The sequence below is a fragment of the Paracoccaceae bacterium genome, from assembly GCA_033344815.1.
GTDB lineage: Bacteria > Pseudomonadota > Alphaproteobacteria > Rhodobacterales > Rhodobacteraceae > Roseobacter.
On record JAWPMR010000001.1, the window covers coordinates 760,525 to 778,183 of the forward strand.

At 54.5% G+C, this 17,659-nt stretch carries 12 protein-coding genes and 1 pseudogene; 8 read left to right on the top strand and 5 right to left on the bottom strand.

Annotated features, from left to right (window positions below; translation table 11 throughout):
• The first annotated feature begins 12 nt into the window (after positions 1 to 12).
• The 8 genes from R8G34_03615 (at position 13) to R8G34_03650 (ending at position 11,015) form a co-directional block, all read left to right on the top strand.
• Positions 13 to 1,866, top strand: a complete 1,854-nt coding sequence (locus R8G34_03615; GenBank protein MDW3221965.1) for a DUF262 domain-containing protein — start codon at positions 13 to 15, stop codon at positions 1,864 to 1,866.
• Entirely contained in the window at positions 1,863 to 4,904 is a 3,042-nt protein-coding gene (locus tag R8G34_03620; protein MDW3221966.1) for a site-specific DNA-methyltransferase, read from the top strand. The genes R8G34_03615 and R8G34_03620 overlap by 4 nt, the downstream gene beginning before the upstream one ends.
• Before the next feature lie 3 nt (positions 4,905 to 4,907).
• Complete coding sequence (locus tag R8G34_03625) at positions 4,908 to 5,123, top strand: hypothetical protein (GenBank protein MDW3221967.1); 216 nt, start codon at positions 4,908 to 4,910, stop codon at positions 5,121 to 5,123.
• Entirely contained in the window at positions 5,120 to 7,156 is a 2,037-nt protein-coding gene (locus R8G34_03630) for a 3'-5' exonuclease (GenBank protein ID MDW3221968.1), read from the top strand. The genes R8G34_03625 and R8G34_03630 overlap by 4 nt, the downstream gene beginning before the upstream one ends.
• Positions 7,153 to 8,574, top strand: coding sequence for a tetratricopeptide repeat protein (locus tag R8G34_03635; GenBank protein MDW3221969.1), 1,422 nt, complete (start codon positions 7,153 to 7,155; stop codon positions 8,572 to 8,574). Before R8G34_03630 ends, R8G34_03635 begins: the two co-directional genes overlap by 4 nt.
• Before the next feature lie 145 nt (positions 8,575 to 8,719).
• The gene (locus tag R8G34_03640) at positions 8,720 to 9,550 is read left to right on the top strand and encodes a phage integrase SAM-like domain-containing protein (protein ID MDW3221970.1); all 831 of its coding nucleotides are present in this window, start codon (positions 8,720 to 8,722) and stop codon (positions 9,548 to 9,550) included.
• Positions 9,551 to 10,225 (top strand): tyrosine-type recombinase/integrase, encoded by a 675-nt coding sequence (locus R8G34_03645; protein ID MDW3221971.1) that lies wholly within the window; start codon positions 9,551 to 9,553, stop codon positions 10,223 to 10,225.
• Positions 10,226 to 10,502: 277 nt separating this feature from the next.
• On the top strand, positions 10,503 to 11,015 hold the full coding sequence (locus R8G34_03650; GenBank protein MDW3221972.1) for a ParB N-terminal domain-containing protein: 513 nt from the start codon (positions 10,503 to 10,505) through the stop codon (positions 11,013 to 11,015).
• A gap of 107 nt (positions 11,016 to 11,122) precedes the next feature.
• Here R8G34_03650 and R8G34_03655 read toward each other — a convergent pair whose 3' ends face one another.
• The 5 genes and pseudogenes from R8G34_03655 to R8G34_03675 form a co-directional block, all read right to left on the bottom strand.
• Positions 11,123 to 11,524, bottom strand: a complete 402-nt coding sequence (locus R8G34_03655) for a hypothetical protein (GenBank protein ID MDW3221973.1) — start codon at positions 11,522 to 11,524, stop codon at positions 11,123 to 11,125.
• 374 nt (positions 11,525 to 11,898) lie between these two features.
• Positions 11,899 to 12,531 (bottom strand): annotated as a pseudogene (locus R8G34_03660) (tyrosine-type recombinase/integrase).
• 194 nt (positions 12,532 to 12,725) lie between these two features.
• Positions 12,726 to 13,841 (bottom strand): ABC transporter permease, encoded by a 1,116-nt coding sequence (locus R8G34_03665; GenBank protein MDW3221974.1) that lies wholly within the window; start codon positions 13,839 to 13,841, stop codon positions 12,726 to 12,728.
• On the bottom strand, positions 13,842 to 16,538 hold the full coding sequence (rbbA, locus tag R8G34_03670) for a ribosome-associated ATPase/putative transporter RbbA (protein ID MDW3221975.1): 2,697 nt from the start codon (positions 16,536 to 16,538) through the stop codon (positions 13,842 to 13,844). It abuts the gene before it with no gap.
• Positions 16,535 to 17,530 carry an HlyD family efflux transporter periplasmic adaptor subunit gene (locus tag R8G34_03675; GenBank protein ID MDW3221976.1) on the bottom strand — a complete coding sequence of 332 codons (996 nt, stop codon included), beginning with the start codon at positions 17,528 to 17,530 and terminating at the stop codon, positions 16,535 to 16,537. The genes rbbA and R8G34_03675 overlap by 4 nt, the downstream gene beginning before the upstream one ends.
• Between the last annotated feature and the right edge of the window lie 129 nt (positions 17,531 to 17,659).

Consider the following 17,659-nt stretch of genomic DNA (forward strand, 5'->3'; position numbering starts at 1 on the left):
ATTTTGCCAACAGTGTTTGACAGTACAAAAGACAACCTTAACCGACTTCTTGAGCAGGTGGACGACCAAAACCTCCAGCTTCCGGACTTTCAACGAGACTGGGTCTGGGACGAGGACGGCATACATGCGCTTTTGGTGAGCATTGTGCGCGGCTTCCCTGTGGGTGCCATTCTAACGCTTGAAGTCGGCGGTGAAGTGAATTTCAAGGCGCGACCGTTGGCAAATGCAAAGAGCAACGGACGCCTGCCAGCTGAATTTCTTTTGGACGGCCAACAGAGGCTGACCAGCCTCTATCAGTCGCTTTTACGCAAAGATGCAGTCAAAACGCGCACGGCAAAGGGTGCTTTGGCGGAGAGGCTCTTTTTCGTGGCTCTTGAAGCAGCGTCGCTTGAAGATAGCGATCCGGCTGACTGGATCATAATGACACGAGGGGATGGTCGCGAAACAAGCAATTTCGGTCGCGACATTGACCGTGACTATTCAACCGCTGAGAAACAGTTTGCGGCACATGCCTTTCCACTAAATCAAGTGTTTGCGCCATTCGATTGGCTGTTCGCGTACAAAAACTACTGGAACGAGCGCGGCGAAGACACGCATGATAAAGAACAGGCTTTGAACCTGAAGGTGGTTAAACCCGTTCAAGCCTATCAGATGCCGATCATTCGGTTGTCGAAGGGGAACAGTCGCGAGGCGATCTGCACGGTCTTTGAGAAGGTGAACACCGGCGGCAAAAAGCTTGACGCGTTTGAGCTTCTAACGGCTGTCTTTGCAGCCAGTGAGTTCAATCTGCGTGAAGACTGGTTGGGGGTGGAAGGAAAGCCCGGGCGGCTTGACCGGCTGCGTGGGCTTGACAAGACAAGGGACATCTACGCGAAGCTGGCCAGTACCGACTTCCTGCAAGCCTGCACTGCTCTCTCCACGATGGATCGACGCAATGAAGCTGTCAAAGCAGGTCGCACTGGTAAAGACCTTCCGCCAGTTACAGTTCGCCGCGATGCTATGCTGAATTTGTCAATCGAGGAATACAAGCGGCTGGCAGATTCCGTCGAGGAGGGGTTTGCTCAAGCGAAGAAGTTCTTCACGTCTCAGCGCATCATCTGGGTGAAGGACGTGCCTTACCCCTCGCAGTTGATCACCCTTGCTGCAGTTTTTGCGAGGCTGCCTGCAAAGGAACGTACTGCGGCTGCGCATGACAAGCTCGATCACTGGTATTGGAGCTGTGTCTTTGGCGAGCTTTATGCAGGGTCTGTCGAAACCCGTATTGCGCGTGACATTCCAGAGCTATTGGCTTGGATTCGTGAAGACGGCCCACAACCTGCGACCATCGGCGATGCGGTCTTCCAGATCGACCGGCTAGATACGCTCCGCACGCGATTGGCCGCCGCTTACAAAGGCGTCAACGCGCGCTTGATGCTCAGCGGCGCGCTGGACTTCATCAGTGGTGAGCCGTTCGAGATCATGACCTATTTTGACAGCCAGGTGGACATTCACCACATCTTCCCGCGCGACTGGTGCCACAAAAACGGCATCCCCGCGTCGCGCTACGATTCCATCATCAACAAGTCGCCGCTTTCCAAAATCAGCAACATTCGGATCGGAGGGCATGCGCCATCCGTCTATCTCAAGCGCATCGAAGAAACGGATGGTCCGACGCCCGAACAGCTGAACGACATCTTGCGCACGCACCTGATCGACCCAGAACCACTACGCGCCGATGATTTCGACGCCTTCTGGACCTCTCGCCAAAATGCGCTTGCCGATCTGATTGGCACAGCCATGCGCCGCGACGTGATCCGCAATTCCCCAGCCGAGCCGGACGTGCAGGCCCCCTACGACCCGAGCGAAGAAGATGAGGCGGCAGCATGACCGATAAGAAAACACCAATCGATCCGATCACCCATGACGACGAGCGGGTGAACATTCCGACGCCGGAACTGGCTCCGATGATGGACCCGGATGATGCCAAGCCGATCAAGGTCGCCTATCAGCAGCGCAACCCGGACCTTGACCCGCAGCTGATCTGGCGCGGCAAGGATATCGACCAAGAGGCGGTGACTGCCGATGCGCCCCCAATCTATTTGCAGGAACAGGTGCATCCCAAGGCGATTATCGAAGACCTGCGCGCAGGCGGCAAACGCAATGGCGAGGGCGGCGGCGCGGACCTGTTTGACCATTTCGGCGTTACGGACGATGACCGCGAGGCGGAGGTGGAGTTCTACAAGCACCACAAGAAATGGTCGAACCGGATGATCCTTGGCGACGGGCTGCAAGTGATGGCGTCACTGGCAGAGCGTGAGGGGCTGAAGGGCCAGGTGCAGGCGATCTATATCGACCCGCCCTATGGAATTAAATTCAACTCTAACTTCCAATGGTCCACGACCAGCCGCGATGTGAAGGACGGCAAGCTGGACCACCTGACGCGCGAGCCAGAGCAGGTGAAGGCCTTTCGCGACACATGGCGGGACGGGATACACTCCTATTTACAATATCTGCGCGACCGTCTGGTGGTGGCGCGGGAATTGCTGACCGAGAGCGGGTCCTGCTTTGTTCAGATCGGGGATGAGAACGTGCACCGCGTGCGGGCGTTGATGGATGAGGTTTTCGGGCAGGAAAACTTTGTAGTCCAAATCACCGTTGTGAAAACATCGGGTTTGTCCGCTTCAAGTCGTATCTCAGCCTCTACAGACTATGTGATTTGGTATGCAAAGTCAGCAGATTCAATTAAATACCGTCCACTTGCGCTAGAACGTGACATCGCTGGTCCTGCTGGTGTCAATTTCAGGTTGAGGCTAAATGAATTCGGTCAGCCTGAGCGAATTAAAGGAGGTGAAACCCCCGATCCAGAGGAAGCTTGTCGCCTAGTTCTTCTAACTAAACCGGGACCGGGCCGAAAGTTCGATTTCAACTTCGAAGGCACGACTTTTGACTCGGGCGTGCGGTGGTGGGGCACGACTGAAGAGAACTTAGGCAGAGTTAAGAACGCCGGGAGGATAGGTCGATCGGGCAGCAATATTGCATACTTGAGGGCATGGATAGACTATGCAGTTGCACCACTTGACAATGTCTGGACCGACACCGGTACCGGAGGTTTTCTCGAAGACAAGATTTACGTAGTTCAGACAATCCAAAAAATCATTCAGCGTTGCATCTTGTTGTCTACCGATCCCGGCGATCTTGTACTGGATCCAACATGTGGCTCCGGCACAACCGCAAATGTCGCCGAACAATGGGGCCGCCGCTGGATCACCATCGATACCTCACGTGTGGCGCTCGCTCTGGCCCGCGCGCGGATCATGGGGGCGAAATATCCGTGGTATCTGCTCCAAGACAGCAAAGACGGTCAGAAGAAAGAGGCAGAGGTCACGCGCTCCGCCCCTGCAACGGCAGACACCTACAACGACATCCGCCATGGCTTTGTCTACAACCGCGTCCCTCACATCACAATGAAATCTGTCGCCAACAACATTGAGATCGACGAGATCTGGGAACAGCGTCAACCCGCCGTCGAAGCCGCCCGCACAGCACTCAACGCCGCCCTGCAAGGCCAGACGGACCTCTTCCCCGTGGAAACAGGTGGCCGCAACGGCCAAAACATCGACTTTACCGCGTCAGGCGAGAATGAGATGCCCAGCGGAGAGATGGCCCCGGCCAACGGTTTCATGGAATGGGAAATCCCCCGTGAACCCGGCACGCCATGGCCCGTCGACCACCGCGCCGCCTACGCCGCCGCGCGCACCATGTCCGATGACCTGACCCCCGCCAAACGCCGCAAAGCCGAAGCGGGCCTGTCTGAGCTTAATGAGCTGCGCGGCACGTCATGGGATTTCGACACGCTCCCCGAACGCTCCGTCACGCCTTGGCCCAAAGCAGCCGAAGAGGCTCTGAAAACCTTCTGGGAGGCCCGCATCGCGCGCCAAACCGAGATCGACGCCTCCATCGCCGCGAAGGCAGATTTCGAATACCTCTACGACAAACCCTACGAGGATAAGAAACGCGTCCGCGTTGCAGGCCCCTTCACTGTTGAGTCCCTGTCGCCCCACCGGACCCAAGCCGTCAACGAACATGGCGAGATCATCGACGAAGTTGACGCTGCCTCCGGCCAACGCATGCGCGGCGCACAAGAGGCCGACAACTACCGCGAGGCGATGTTGGAAAACCTGCGCAAAGCGGGCGTGCAGCAATCTGGCAAAGAAGACGCAATCAAGTTCAGCTCTCTCGTCCCATGGCCCGGCGAATGGATCGCCGCCGAAGGCAAGTACATGGAAGGCGACCCGGACGCGAGCAGCGGGATCGAGCGCCGCGCCGGTGTGTTCATCGGCCCCGAATACGGCACCGTCCAACGCGCTGATCTGGTCGCCGCCGCGCGAGAGGCGGCCGATGCCGGTCTGGACATCGTAATCGCCTGCGCCTTCAACTTCGACGCCCACACTGCCGAGTTCCGCAAACTGGGCCGCGTGCCGATCCTGCAGGCGCGCATGAACCCCGATCTGCATATGGCGGGCGATTTGAAAGCCGGTGGCGGCAACCTGTTCGTTGTGTTCGGTGAGCCGGACATCAAGCTGGTTGAAGAGGATGGCGATTTCCGTGTCGAATTGCTTGGGGTCGATATCTTCAAGCCCTCAACTGGGCAGGTCATCTCCTCCGAGCCGGACGATATCGCCTGCTGGTTCATCGACACCGACTACAACGAAGAAAGCTTCTTCGTACGCCATGCCTACTTCCCAGGGGCAGACATCCCCTACAAACAACTGAAGACGACGCTGAAGGGAGAGGTCGATCAAGAGGCTTGGGACAGCCTGAAACGCACAGTATCGCGTCCGTTCGTACGGCCCAGGTCAGGGAGGATTGCGGTGAAGGTGATCAACCATCTGGGCGATGAAGTGATGAAGGTTTTGGGGGTTTAGACGATGACACTTGATGAAGCCGCGAGGCGCTTAGCTGAGATGTACCACGATCCTGCAACTGGCAAGGTGGTCTCTATCCATTTGTTTGGCATCACCCATGCAGACGCAATCGATGGGATGTCCTTAGAAGAAGTCGTAGTTAGAGCCGGGTTGAAGAAAAGTTATCAAACGGAAGTTCGCAAAGGGATGAACCTTGCCAGGTACGTATCGATAAAATGACCCATCGCATTGCCGATACGTTCTATGATGCCCTAGCAAGACTTACGTCGCAGGAACAGAAGGCTGTCAAAACCACAGTTTTTGACTTTCAAATGGACCCAAGTCTTCCAGGGCTTTCCATGCACCGCGTTGATCGGGCTCGGGACCCCGGCTTTTGGACAGCACGCGTCAATCGCGACATTCGGATGGTCATTCACAAACGTGATCAAGATACGCTTCTAGCTTGGGTTGGGCATCATGATGACGCCTACCGTTGGGCTGAAACTCGACGGATCGAAAGCCACCCCAAGACCGGCGCAATCCAGATTGTGGAGGCGCGGGAAACCGTCGAAGACATCGTGATCCCGAACTACGTCCAAGAAGACATTCCCATGCCGCGGCTCTTTGCGGATGAAACCGACGACACGTTGTTGTCCTGGGGCATCCCTACCGATTGGCTTGAAACGGTCCGTGCTGTCACCGAGGACACGATCCTAGAAATCGCAGGATATCTGCCAGCAGAGGCGGCGGAAGCGATTGTTCAGGCCGCCACCGGTGTTCGTCCCACGCCAGCCGAACCCATTGCTGCCAGTGCAGACCCTTGGAGCCATCCCGATGCAGAGCGTCGGTTTCGGGTTATGGACAATCTGGAAGAGCTCAAGGCGGCGCTCGACTCCCCATGGGAGAAATGGTCGGTCTTCCTGCATCCGGCACAGCGCGAGTTTGTTGATCGCGACTTCAACGGCCCAGCCCGGGTTATCGGTTCGGCTGGGACAGGAAAGACTGTGGTCGCGCTTCATAGGGCCGTGCGGCTGGCGAAATCTGAGAATGCGCGCGTAATGCTGGCAACCTTCAACGAAAATCTCGCACTCAGGCTCGCTGAAAAGGTACCATTGATTGCAAATCTGACGGTTGCGGGGCGGATCGAAGTTGCCGCTCTCCAAAAGACGATAAACCAGCAATATTTCGAACAATTTGGTAGTTTTGAGATCGCATCGGACGACGATCTGAAGCAGTTGTTGCAATTGGTAGCCGACAAACAGGGTAATCCGGTCGACCGAGATTTCCTCTTTGATGAGTGGTCTTTGATCGTTGACGCCTGGAACGTGCAGTCAGCTGATGAATATCGTGATCTGCCGAGGCTTGGTCGCAAGGTGCGCATGGCGGCATCAAGAAAGGATGAACTGTGGAAGGTCTTCCAGGCTGTCCGTTCAGGTTTGGCAGCGCTTGGCAAAAAAACCTCGGCTCAGCTTGCACACGAGCTAAGGAGGAACGGAACGTGGCCGTACACACATGTCCTCGTCGATGAGGCGCAGGACATTTCGGTGCCAGAACTTCTGTTGCTCGGTGAAAAGCTCGGCCACGCACAAAACGGATTGTTCTTCGCAGGTGATATCGGGCAGCGTATCTTTCGAGCGCCCTTCCCATGGAGTGCAACGCGGGTCCAGGTTAGAGGAAGATCGCGTAGCTTGAAAGTGAACTATCGTACTTCGCATCAAATCCGCATGGGAAGTGAAACGCTACTTCCAGAAACGCTCGTCGAGGCGGATGGCGCTGAGGAAAGTAGGCTGGGAGTGACCTCAGTCTTTGAAGGCCCGTGGCCCACGGTTCGGTCATTCAAAGACCGGTCCGACGAGATGCAAAGGGTATCCAGCTGGATCGCAGAATTGGTCGCGAGCGGTTTGGCCGAAGACGAGATTGCGGTGCTTGTCCGAACTGAGGCTTTGCTTGAAGAGTTGTCAGGTTCCTGGATGACCGATTTCCCAAAGTTGAATTGGCTGAGCATGCATGCTGCCAAAGGCTCTGAGTTTCAAGCAGTGGCGGTGGTATCGCTAGATCAATCAGTCTTCCCTGACGAGGAAAGGCTGCTTTCCGCGAAAGACGAGAGCCAATTGGATGAAGTGATGTCTACGGAGAGACACTTGCTCTACGTCGCGGCCACTCGGGCACGAGACCACTTGTGGCTCTCCGGTGTGGAACCGATTTCGGAGTTTGTAACAGATCTCAAGGCGCTGGCAGGTCCACTGGCGACCAATCAAAGGGTGGACAGATGAAAGACTACATCAGCGAGTACCGCAAAAACCGCCCCATCTATAAGGCATTGTGTTCAGTTGTGGCGCAAGTTATCGAAGCTTCGTTCGGGCAGGCCAATGTAAGGTTCCACTCGATTGATCCACGGGCGAAAGACGTCGAGAGTTTTGAACGGAAGGCGTGCAAAACGGACGACGCAGGTGCAGCGAAGTACCAAAACCCGCTCGAAGAGATTACAGATTTGGCGGGTGTGAGGGTGATTGTTTTCACCATCGACGACATCGCAATGGTGACAGAATTTGTTGATGAGAACTTTGAAATTATTGAGAAAAGAGACGTTGGCGAGGAACGTGTCGAAAAGGGTCAGTTTGGGTATCAGAGCATTCACTATTTGGTTCGACTAACCGAAGAGCGGTTGGCTCTCCCAGAATTTGCAGCCTATCGAAATTATGTGTGTGAAATTCAAGTGAGAACAGTTTTGCAGCACGCTTGGGCCGAAATGGAACATGATATCCAGTACAAGGGTAGCAAGAACATTCCTAAAACCGTGAGGCGCAAGTTTCTGTCCCTAGCGGGTCTGCTTGAAATCGCCGACCGCGAGTTTGCGTCAATTCAGAGGGCAGACCGAGAGCTCAAGAGGGGCATCCTTACCGATCTGCAGAAAGATTTAACTAAAGACGCCATAACCTCTCCTGGGGAACAGACGACTTACGGTGGCACAACTGCCAACGTTGAAAAAAATACCTCTGGAGTACAAGTTCGAGATTTGCTCTCCGAGGGGAGATATGCAGAAGCAATTGAATTATATAATAAAAAGATAGAAAGCGAGCCAACTAGCTATACCCTTTTCATAGGTAGAGCCCGAGCGCTGTTTTTGGTGGGAGAAACAGAAAAGGCGTTGAAGGATCTGGACAAGGTCGATGAGTTGCAAGCTGATAACCCACATGCAGCTTCGTTGAGATCAAAGATCGTCGGTGGCCGCGCCCCGCAAACTTTAGCGATCGAACGGACAAATCCGAATGCCGACATAAAGAGAGGGGACGATGCTCTAGCTGACGGAGATGCCGAAGCAGCCTTTTCCCTCTACTCCGACGCCCAGTCCGCTGGCGCGTCTTGGCCCTTTACAACGTTCAAAATGGCACTGGCGGGAGCGGTAGCAGGAGATTTTAAGGGTGCGGAGATTCTACTTGGTGAACTTAAGATCAACCCGGGCACACCAATGGAAATCAACATTCGCGCGCTCAAAACCATCCTTATAGTTTGCCAAGATCAAGAGGGCTTCACCGAAAACTTACAGGGGCTGAAAACATTGGTTGAAGACAAGGGCGACTTCAACTTTGACTTGTCGCCACTTTCGCTGTTGGACGAACTCAGAGATGCTGAACGTTGGGGCGACAAAGCTTCGAGTGTTGCCGAAGTTCTTGATGTTCTGAAGGGGTGAATAGTCCGCCAGCTTCAGTACGCACTGTGGTGCAATTTGTGGTAAATTATCATATATTTCATTTTTTATCATTGTTAAACAGAGTCTTATCTAAATACAGATGCTTCCTTCGTCTCCGCCACTACACCTAACCTATTGACGGATAATGGTGAAATTGGATGTGGTACACGCCGAGCAGTGGTACATGATGGACCACACTACAGCTTTCCCAACAGACCCAAGCGGCAGCGAGCCTGATATGAAGCACCTGACAAAACCGCGTGGCAAGGGGTACACGCTAAGGGTTGTTGCACCTGAGGTTCTGGTCGGCACCAAGAACCCTTGGACTGGGAAGCCTTTCGGACGGGAGATTAAGCTAGGGCTGAACATTCGCAAACACTCTGAAGCTGTGCGCCTGAGGGACATAAGGCTGGGCCAGATCAAGCAGCTCGAAGCGGACGCACTTGCGGCGACGGGGAGGAACGGTGTCGGCAGGATCATTGACCTTTCGCCTGAAAACGCAGCGCAGTGGCGGCAGATGCGGGAGGAGGCAGACAACCCGGACGGTATCGACCACGTCCTCACAGATGAACTGGACAAGGCGGACAGGGCAGGCAGAGGCGAGGATGCGCAACGGTTCGCGGGGATGGTCTTCAGAGGGGCGATGCCTTTGGAAAAGGCACTGGAGGAGTATCTACACGAGCGGCGGGAGGGGAAACTACATGGGTTTGACGCCTTGAGCGTCACGACACCCTTAAACGTACGTTCCACAGTGAGGCACTTGCTGAGGTTCTTTGAAAATACCGAGCCGACGCTGGGCGACATCACCCCAGACACCGTGTTCAAGTTCAGGACAGAGTATCTACCCGTTCAAGTGGGCTTGAAGCCGCAGACAGTGGCGAAGCAAATGACCTTGCTGAGGGGGATGTGGAAATGGGCGATAGTCGACAAACGCTACCTCAAGAACAAGAGTGGTAAACCCATTCGCAACCCGTAGATCGTTGAGCATACAGGCACACCAACGAAGAAAGCGAGGAAGCCAAAGTCTGATAAGAAGCGTGAGGCCTTTGCGCCGGATCAGGTCGAGAAGTTATTACGTGGTTTCGGCGACTGGGGAAGCCGTCAGGGCGACCTGATGCGGTTGGCGTTGGTGACAGGGTGCCGGGTGGACGAGATAGGGTCATTGATGATGGACGATGTAGAAAGCGACGGATCAGGCTTCACTATTCGCGCAGGCAAGACAGACAACGCAGCACGCTACATTCCTCTTGTTGGAGATGCCCAACGCCTGCTTGTAGGCAGAACAGAAAAGGCAGCGCAGTTGCAGGCACAGCTATCCAGTGATCAACGACGGCTTTTTCCTGAGTGGTCCCTCAAGCCTTCGACGGGCAAGGTGAGCGGGGTCTCGCAATGGTTTACCCGTTACAGACGACAAACACTTGGTGCGGAAACAGACGGGCGAATGGTGTTTCACTCTTTCAGGCACACGTGGCGGACTGTAGCTAGAAGGGCTGGAGTAGCTGAGGACCGCATACGCGACCTTGGCGGCTGGGAGGGCGACAAAGACACAGCCGATGGATACGACCACGGGCTGCTGAGGGAACAGCTTGAGAAAGCACAACAGGACATTTGGAAAGCAATGGAGCAACAGGGCTACCTAACTGCGTTTTGATGTAGGCGGGGGTGCTGTGTTTACGTCCGGAACGCTGTAGAGTTATGGCCCACCATAGAAGCCACCCGAAACGTGAGCGTACCTGAGCTTGTCTCTAGGGTATGATAGCGCGGGCTAGCCACGCTTCCCCCATGCTTGACTGCAACTTGTCTGTGTCTTGGCAGGAGGGGGATGAAGCCTCAGTTAAGCTGTAGTGGTATGCCCCAGATTAGACGCAGTGGGTAGCTAGGGGGCGCAGCTGGGGTGTGCAGCTACAAGGGTGTGCAGTCTGCATAGGTTGATCGTGCCCGATACATCCCCAAAATCACAAGCAAAAGTAGGAATTTCAATTAACAATCAATGCGTTAAGCGCAAGTCGAAGCGTGTCGTCAGGCTACAGGAAATCGAAACCCGTCCTAAGGTCTTCCAGTTCCGTCATTGCGAGTTGGATGACAGGCATGTCACGGGCCTTTTGAAGGCGCTACAGAACGGGCAAACGCTAGACCCGCTCACGCTGTGGAAAAACCCGGACACGGAAGCACTGGTTTTGGTCGATGGGCATCATCGGCTTGCTGCTTATGCGCAAATCAACTGGACGAAGAAGGTCCCTACGGTCATTCATCATTGCGACCTAGCCGAGTGCGACTTCGTCACAATAGGTCATCCAGTTGGCAAGAGCGGTTTCAGCTTCGTCAAACCCTTTGGCAAAGAAGGTGTCGATGACCTTGCCAAACTTGGCCGCCACTTCGCGCGGGTCTTGGGTAACAGATTGTTCCTGCAAATCGACGTGTTTGATCTTGAGCGATACTAAGGCCGCGACACGAACGCCCGTAAGGCACAGAAGTGCAAAGACTGCTTTGTCGCGCTTTTGCTGCGTCGTGGCGCTAGGCATAAGTGCAAGGGTACGTTTGGCTTGGTTTATACTTGGCGCTGGGCGGGGTTGGCCGCGCGGGCGTCTGCTTCATCACGTCGGGATAGGTTGAAAGAATCTGCGTCAGCCGCTTTTATGCGACTGCGGAACCCGTCTTGCTGAGAAAGCCACAGGACAAATTCCCGCAAATTGGCCAAGAAAGACCGCATCGTCGATTTGCCAAAAGGTTTTCCAGTCTTTGTCTTGCTTTGCTCCAAGTGCGTGCGGAAACCCATCGCTTGCTCGATGTGAAAGCGAGCAAAGTCCTTGCGCCTGTTCCAGACGTCAAACCGTTCAAGGGCTGAGATCTCACGATCCAGCGTCTTATCCGAAAGCTGGCGGGCGAATTTGCAGTATTCCAGAAAGCGGCGTTTTAGGCGTTCGTTCTTCTCGTTGGGTCGTTTGGCCATGGTAAGCTCCTATGCTTGGGGACAACTTTGGGAAGGGGAATTTTGGTGGGCCAGCACGTCATCCGGCTGTGCGATTTCGAGTTTTTGGCAATCACAGTGCACATACCATTCCTGCGTTGCCCCCACGAGGGTCGGCGCTATGAATAGTCTGAATAGAAGGTTCAAAACTGTGCGGGACGAGTGGTTTTTGACGGCAACATTGGGCAGTGGTCCAATGGGAAATACAGGGGGGCGTATGTCCACCATTATAGTGAGTTCGACCACCTCTTTATTTTGCGCCCGAAGCGAAAGTCCGGTCTGGTTAAGCTGCACCGCAGCACTTGACTACTTTGGCAATGGCCGGTTTGGGCCGCCCCTGTAAGCGGCCCCTTTTGTTAGATTTCGATGGCTTTTGCGATGGTTAAAGCATCTTCAATTTCGACACCTAGATACCGGACAGTGCTATCCATCTTGGTGTGCCCCAACAAAAGTTGGACAGCGCGCAAATTGCCCGTCTTTTTGTAGATCTGGGTGACCTTGGTCCGGCGCATTGAGTCCGTCCCGTAGGCGGTTGCTTCAAGGCCAATTGAGGTGACTCAATCCCGAACGATCCGCGCGTACTGACGGGTTGAGATGTGCAGAAGTTCATGGAAGCGGCCACGCCAGAGATTTTCTGACCCAACCATCAGCGGATCTTCCATCCACTTTGCGACCGACGCTCGGGTACCTTCCGAAATCTCGAACCGCACCGGTTTCTGTGTCTTGCTTTGCAGCACCGACGCCCGTTCTTTGATCTGGCCTGACGCCATAACATCGACGACTTGCATGCGACAAAGGTCACAACCACGTAGCTTGCTATCAATCGCCATATTGAAGAGGGCAAGATCACGATGGTTCTCTGCTAGTTCCAGCCGGACCTTGATCGCCCAAACATGCTTTGGCTTCAATGGGCGTTTCCGGCCGACTATGCGGCCCTTGTTCCAAACGGGACGAAGTACTCGAATGGCAGGTAGCTTTGGTGTTTCCATGACTGATCCTCCGATCCGCCTCGCACTCCCACAACGACAACCCGACGTTGACCAACGTATCTTATCACAAGATGCTGCGATGAATCCGAGGTCTGGAAAGAGCCCAACTTGGACCATGCACGAGCGTATAATTCTGCACTGCAGAAATCGACCGCGCGCTTTTGACGCGCGCTGGCAAAAGATTCATGGACGCTTCACTCCATCGAATTGCGAAACAGGGCTAAACTCGTTCCCAAAAGCGCCAGTCCCAGAAAACCCATCCAAACAAACTCGAACCAAATGTCGTCAAACCCGGCACCCTTGAAAATAATGGCTTGGCTGGCCGACATGTAATGCCGGGACGGGAGAAACAGGGTGCCCGCTTGCAGCCAGGTAGGTTGACCCTCGACAGGTGTTTCGCCGCCCGAGAGCATCAGCATTGGAAGGATAACCAGCATGACTAGCAAAGCAAACTGCGCCATGGACCGCGCGACTGTCGCCAAAAGTACGCCCATTGCGGTCGCGGTGAACAAAAAGAGCGCAGTTCCCACAAGAAATAGTGGCTTCGAACCGGCGATCGTTATGCCAAGTATCCCTTGCATCACAAAGGTCAGAGACAGTGTTGTTGCGACAAGCACCACCGCTGCATTTGACCAGATCTTAGCGACCGCCACATCAAAGGGAGAGACTGGCATAGCTAGCAAGTGCTCAATGGTGCCATGCTCCCTTTCCCGGATCATCGCAGCCCCGGTAAGTATTGTCGTCAGCCACATGATCTGGCCGATGAGGGCTACTATTCCGGCAAACCTGACCGTGTCTCGATTGGGGTTGAACGCGCTGCGCACTATGATGTCGACCATAGGCTGCTCTACGAGATCCGCTCCTACGGCAAATCGGCTTATTTCAGTTCCAAGTATGTTTAGGACGTAATTTGCGCCAATCCCCGCTTGTTCCATCGCCGTCGCATCTACGAGCACTTGGAGTTCGGGTGAGCGGCCCGCGCGCAGATCCTTTTCAAACCCAGGCGGTACCGCCACCACGAACAGAAACTTGCCCTCATCCATTGATGGACCCGCGTCATCCGGTGCTATCTGAACAACCGGTTGAAATTCAGGAGGGAAAAACGCGGTGGCCAAGGTGCGCGAGAGGGGAGAATTGTCTTCGTCTGCGAAGGCGATAGAGGCGTTGTTGACAGAACTGGCAACACCAGTGGCTTCCATAACGGGTGCCAGTGTGAATGACCAAACCAACAGAGCCATCAAGACCCAGTCGCGGCGCAAGCTCATGACTTCTTTTAATCCGAGCCAGAAGATGATGGACACGCGCTGCATCTACTTCTCCTGAGCGCGAAGTGAAAGGGCAGCGATTGCTGTGAGTATGGGACCGAAACACGCCAGCGCCAAAACATCCGGCAAAAGCGCGTCCCAACCGAGACCTTTGGTGAACGCGCCTACGTTCAGGTGCAAAAAATACGAAGCGGGCCAAAGCTGACCAATCGTCTGCGCGCCCCCTTCAAGGGTTGAAACCGGCTGCAGTAGCCCGGAGAATTGTATAGTCGGAACGACCGACGCAATAGCGGTCGCAAAGGTTGCCGCCACCTGGCTCGATGTCATAGTTGCAACGACAAGCCCATAGGAGGTGGTGGCCCAAACGTATAGCAACGCACCAATAGCCAGGGGCACTGGGTCGCCTTTGAGCGGCACACCGAAAACCATTATCGTCATCCACGCCAAAACTAAAAAATTGAGATAAGCGATAACGATGTAAGGGATCTGTTTTCCAATCAGAAACTCAAGGCGCGTTGTCGGCGTCACGTAGAAATTTATGACCGATCCAAGTTCACGTTCGCGCGCAACGCTAACAGCCATCAAGACAGCCGGTAGCATGATGAGCAGGATGGCGGGCATGGCAGGTGCCATGGCTGCAATGCTCTCGAAGCTTTCGTTGTAGCGAAAGCGTGGCTCGATCCGCGCAATATCTGTGTGAGTAACGCCTTTTTCCCGGGCCTGAGCACCCAGAAAAGTCTGGTGCAGACCGGCAATATACCCCTCAATCGTCTCTCCTTTGAATGGAATTGCGCCGTCTACGATTGCAAGAATTTCCGTGGGCTCACCAGCACGCAGCTTTTGGCCGAAGTCGGGCGGTATTTCGACAACCAGTGAAACGTCTCCTGTCACCAGCCGCCGTCTGCCGTCTTCCACGTTACTCAGGCTTTCGGTCAATTCGAAGTATCTCGATCCATCGATTTCTGAGATGTAAGCGCGGCTTTCCGGTCCCTGAGAAAGATCAAGAACGGCAAAGTCCAGTTCTTCAATATCCAACGTGATACCGAAACAAAAAACGAGCATGAGGACAATCGAGCCAAGGAAGGCAAAAGCGAGCCGCACCGGGTCTCTCAGGATCTCGACAGTCTCGCGACGGGCATAAGCGAAGATGCGTTGCATTGGGTCCGACCCATATTTCCCGTCCGGCTGTTCCTGCGCTCTTGGGGCCACTATAGGTGCGGATGGCTCGACATCCTCGAGGATCTTGACGAACGCATCTTCAAGGCTGTTTGCGAAGTGCGATGCGATCAAAACCTCAGGTGTTCCTTCCGCGAGGACTTTTCCCTCGTGCATAAAGGAAACCCGGTCACACCGCTCCGCTTCGGCCATGAAATGGGTGGATACAAAAATTGTCACACCTTCGTTGCGCGACAGTTCTAGCAACAAGACCCAGAAAGCATCTCGCGCCTGCGGGTCCACGCCAGAAGTCGGCTCATCCAAGATGAGAACCTGAGGTTTGTGCAGGACTGCCACAGCCAGTGACAGACGTTGTTTGATCCCGAGCGGCAAAGCCGATGCTAACGTGTCGCTGTAATCATCAAGGTCAAAGCGGTCTGCCAGTGCGTCGAGACGTGCGGCTTGATCGGGGACGTCGAATATGCGTGCATGCAACTGCAAGTTTTGCCGCACGGTCAACTCACTGTAGAGCGAAAAGGCTTGGCTCATGTACCCAATTTGATGCCGCATCTTGCGGTTGCGCGCGTCAACCGGATCACCAAAGAGATAGGCCTCACCCGAGCTTGCTGGTAACAGTCCCGTGAGCATCTTCATTGTCGTCGATTTGCCGCACCCGTTAGAGCCCAGAAAACCGAATATCTCGCCACGATCGATTGAAAAATCAACAGCGTCAACAGCCGTAAAGTCGCCAAAACGCTTGGTGAGACCTTGCGCCATGATAACTGGGGCGCAGTTATGGTTCCTTGCTCTGTCCTCTGTGGAGAAACTCGGTGGCTCCTGTCGAGACTGGAGCTTCCGATAGGCCACTTCAATGTCCGACGCGTCGCCAATGAGGGCTTCAGGGGGCCCGTCGAAGAGAATTTTGCCCCGATCCAACGCAACGATCTTGTCGAAGCTTGCCGCTTCTTCCATGTAAGCCGTAGACACCAAGACGGTTATCGTCGGCGTCTGCACTCTGATCGCGTCAATCAGAGCCCAGAACTGGCGGCGCGCCGAAGGATCAACCCCGGTTGTCGGCTCATCCAAAACCAGAAGCTTTGGGTCGTGAATCAACGCGCAGCACAGCCCAAGCTTTTGTTTCATACCGCCGGACAAATTCCCCATAGGCCTGTCGGAAAAGGAGAGCAGGCCAGTGGCCGTCAGCAGCGCACCAATCCGGTGTTCACGCTCTTCTTGCGATTGCCCAAAAAGGCGTGAGAAAAATTCGAGATTTTCCTGCACCGATAGTTCAGAGTACAAATTGCTGCCCAAACCTTGCGGCATGAAAGCGATAGCGGGACATATCTGCCGCCTGTGAACGGCATCAGCCATCGACCCACCGAATACATCGACCGCCCCGATTTGCAGTTTTTTGGCGCCAGTAATCAGCGCCAACAACGTAGATTTGCCGACACCATCTGGCCCGATGAACCCGGTCAGCTGACCTTTTGGCAATTCAACGGTCAAGCTGTCCAGAGCTGTGAGCTCTCCGTAGCGATGAGAGACCTTATCGACTCGCGCTACAAGATCATCAGGGTCGGAATTCATTCGAACAACTCAGGCGGGATGCGTCGTTCCAAGTGTTCGGGCCAGGCGTTTTGCGCATTCAGACGAACAATCGCCTCGCCGCGCAAACCTGTTTTGACATGCTCAATCCGTCCTTCGATAAGCTCTTGTGGAATCCGGACACGCACACGAAAAACAAGCTGTTCCCGTTCGCTGAGTGTTTCAACTTGTTTTGGCGTGAACTGCGCTTCGGGAGAGACAAAAGAAACTGTCGCCGGGATGGCGTAGTCAGGCAACGCATCCAAAACAATGCGCGCTTCTGCTCCGATCGGCAGCAATCCTGCTTCCCGCGCGGGCAGAAAAACATCCATATAGACTTTGTCGAGGCTCAGGAGTGTCAGGATTGGTGATCCCACTCCAACAACTTCGCCTGGCTCCGCTAGCCGGTATAGGACACGGCCCGCCGCAGGAGCGATCAAAGAGCTGTCTTTTATTTGTTCCTGAATGCGACGGGCTTCCGCTTCCGATGCAGTAATTCTGCTGTTTTCAGTTGCCACTCTTGCCTGGGCAGCTCCCAGGATTGCCTCTGCAACCTGATGCGCAGTCTGGCGGTCTTCGAAAATAGTCTCCGAAATGTTATCATTCGACAGTAAAGAGTTGGCACGCTCCAGTTCGTGCTCGGCGCGAAGCAATTCGCTTTTGCGCCGGACAACGATGGCCTGCGCTTCGATTTTTGCCTGATGCGTTAACGCAACCTCTGCTTTTGCCTTGTCAAGTATGGCGGATAGCTCGTCCGTATCCATAACAACCAAAACTTGATCTTGAGTGACAAGACTGCCTTCGGCGACCATCACATCCTCGACGCGTCCGGCAAGTGTTGGAGCAATTTCGATTTGCTCCGCTTCTATTCGACCGTTTCCTTTGACAAACCCCTTCGGAAGCGCGTCATCGCTACCCGGTATGAACATCCAGACGCCTATGACGGTAATTGTAGCAACCGCGAAGGCAGCAATCCTCAATTTTGCTTGCTTCATTGCATATTATCCCGACTTGCTTGTATTCGGCATTATAACTAAGCGCGCAGCGAGCGGCTTTGTTCAGGATCAATATCTGGGCGAATTGCAGTAAACTAACTTTAGGCAAGACGGAAAATCTGTCATTTC

Excerpts from the sequence above, each read along its gene's own strand:
- R8G34_03620 (MDW3221966.1), top strand. The coding sequence starts at position 1,863 with ATGACCGATAAGAAAACACCAATCGATCCGATCACCCATGACGACGAG.
- R8G34_03625 (MDW3221967.1), top strand. The coding sequence starts at position 4,908 with ATGACACTTGATGAAGCCGCGAGGCGCTTAGCTGAGATGTACCACGAT.
- R8G34_03630 (MDW3221968.1), top strand. The coding sequence starts at position 5,120 with ATGACCCATCGCATTGCCGATACGTTCTATGATGCCCTAGCAAGACTT.
- R8G34_03635 (MDW3221969.1), top strand. The coding sequence starts at position 7,153 with ATGAAAGACTACATCAGCGAGTACCGCAAAAACCGCCCCATCTATAAG.
- R8G34_03640 (MDW3221970.1), top strand. The coding sequence starts at position 8,720 with ATGGTGAAATTGGATGTGGTACACGCCGAGCAGTGGTACATGATGGAC.
- R8G34_03655 (MDW3221973.1), bottom strand. The coding sequence starts at position 11,524 with ATGGCCAAACGACCCAACGAGAAGAACGAACGCCTAAAACGCCGCTTT.
- R8G34_03665 (MDW3221974.1), bottom strand. The coding sequence starts at position 13,841 with ATGCAGCGCGTGTCCATCATCTTCTGGCTCGGATTAAAAGAAGTCATG.
- rbbA (MDW3221975.1), bottom strand. The coding sequence starts at position 16,538 with ATGAATTCCGACCCTGATGATCTTGTAGCGCGAGTCGATAAGGTCTCT.
- R8G34_03675 (MDW3221976.1), bottom strand. The coding sequence starts at position 17,530 with ATGAAGCAAGCAAAATTGAGGATTGCTGCCTTCGCGGTTGCTACAATT.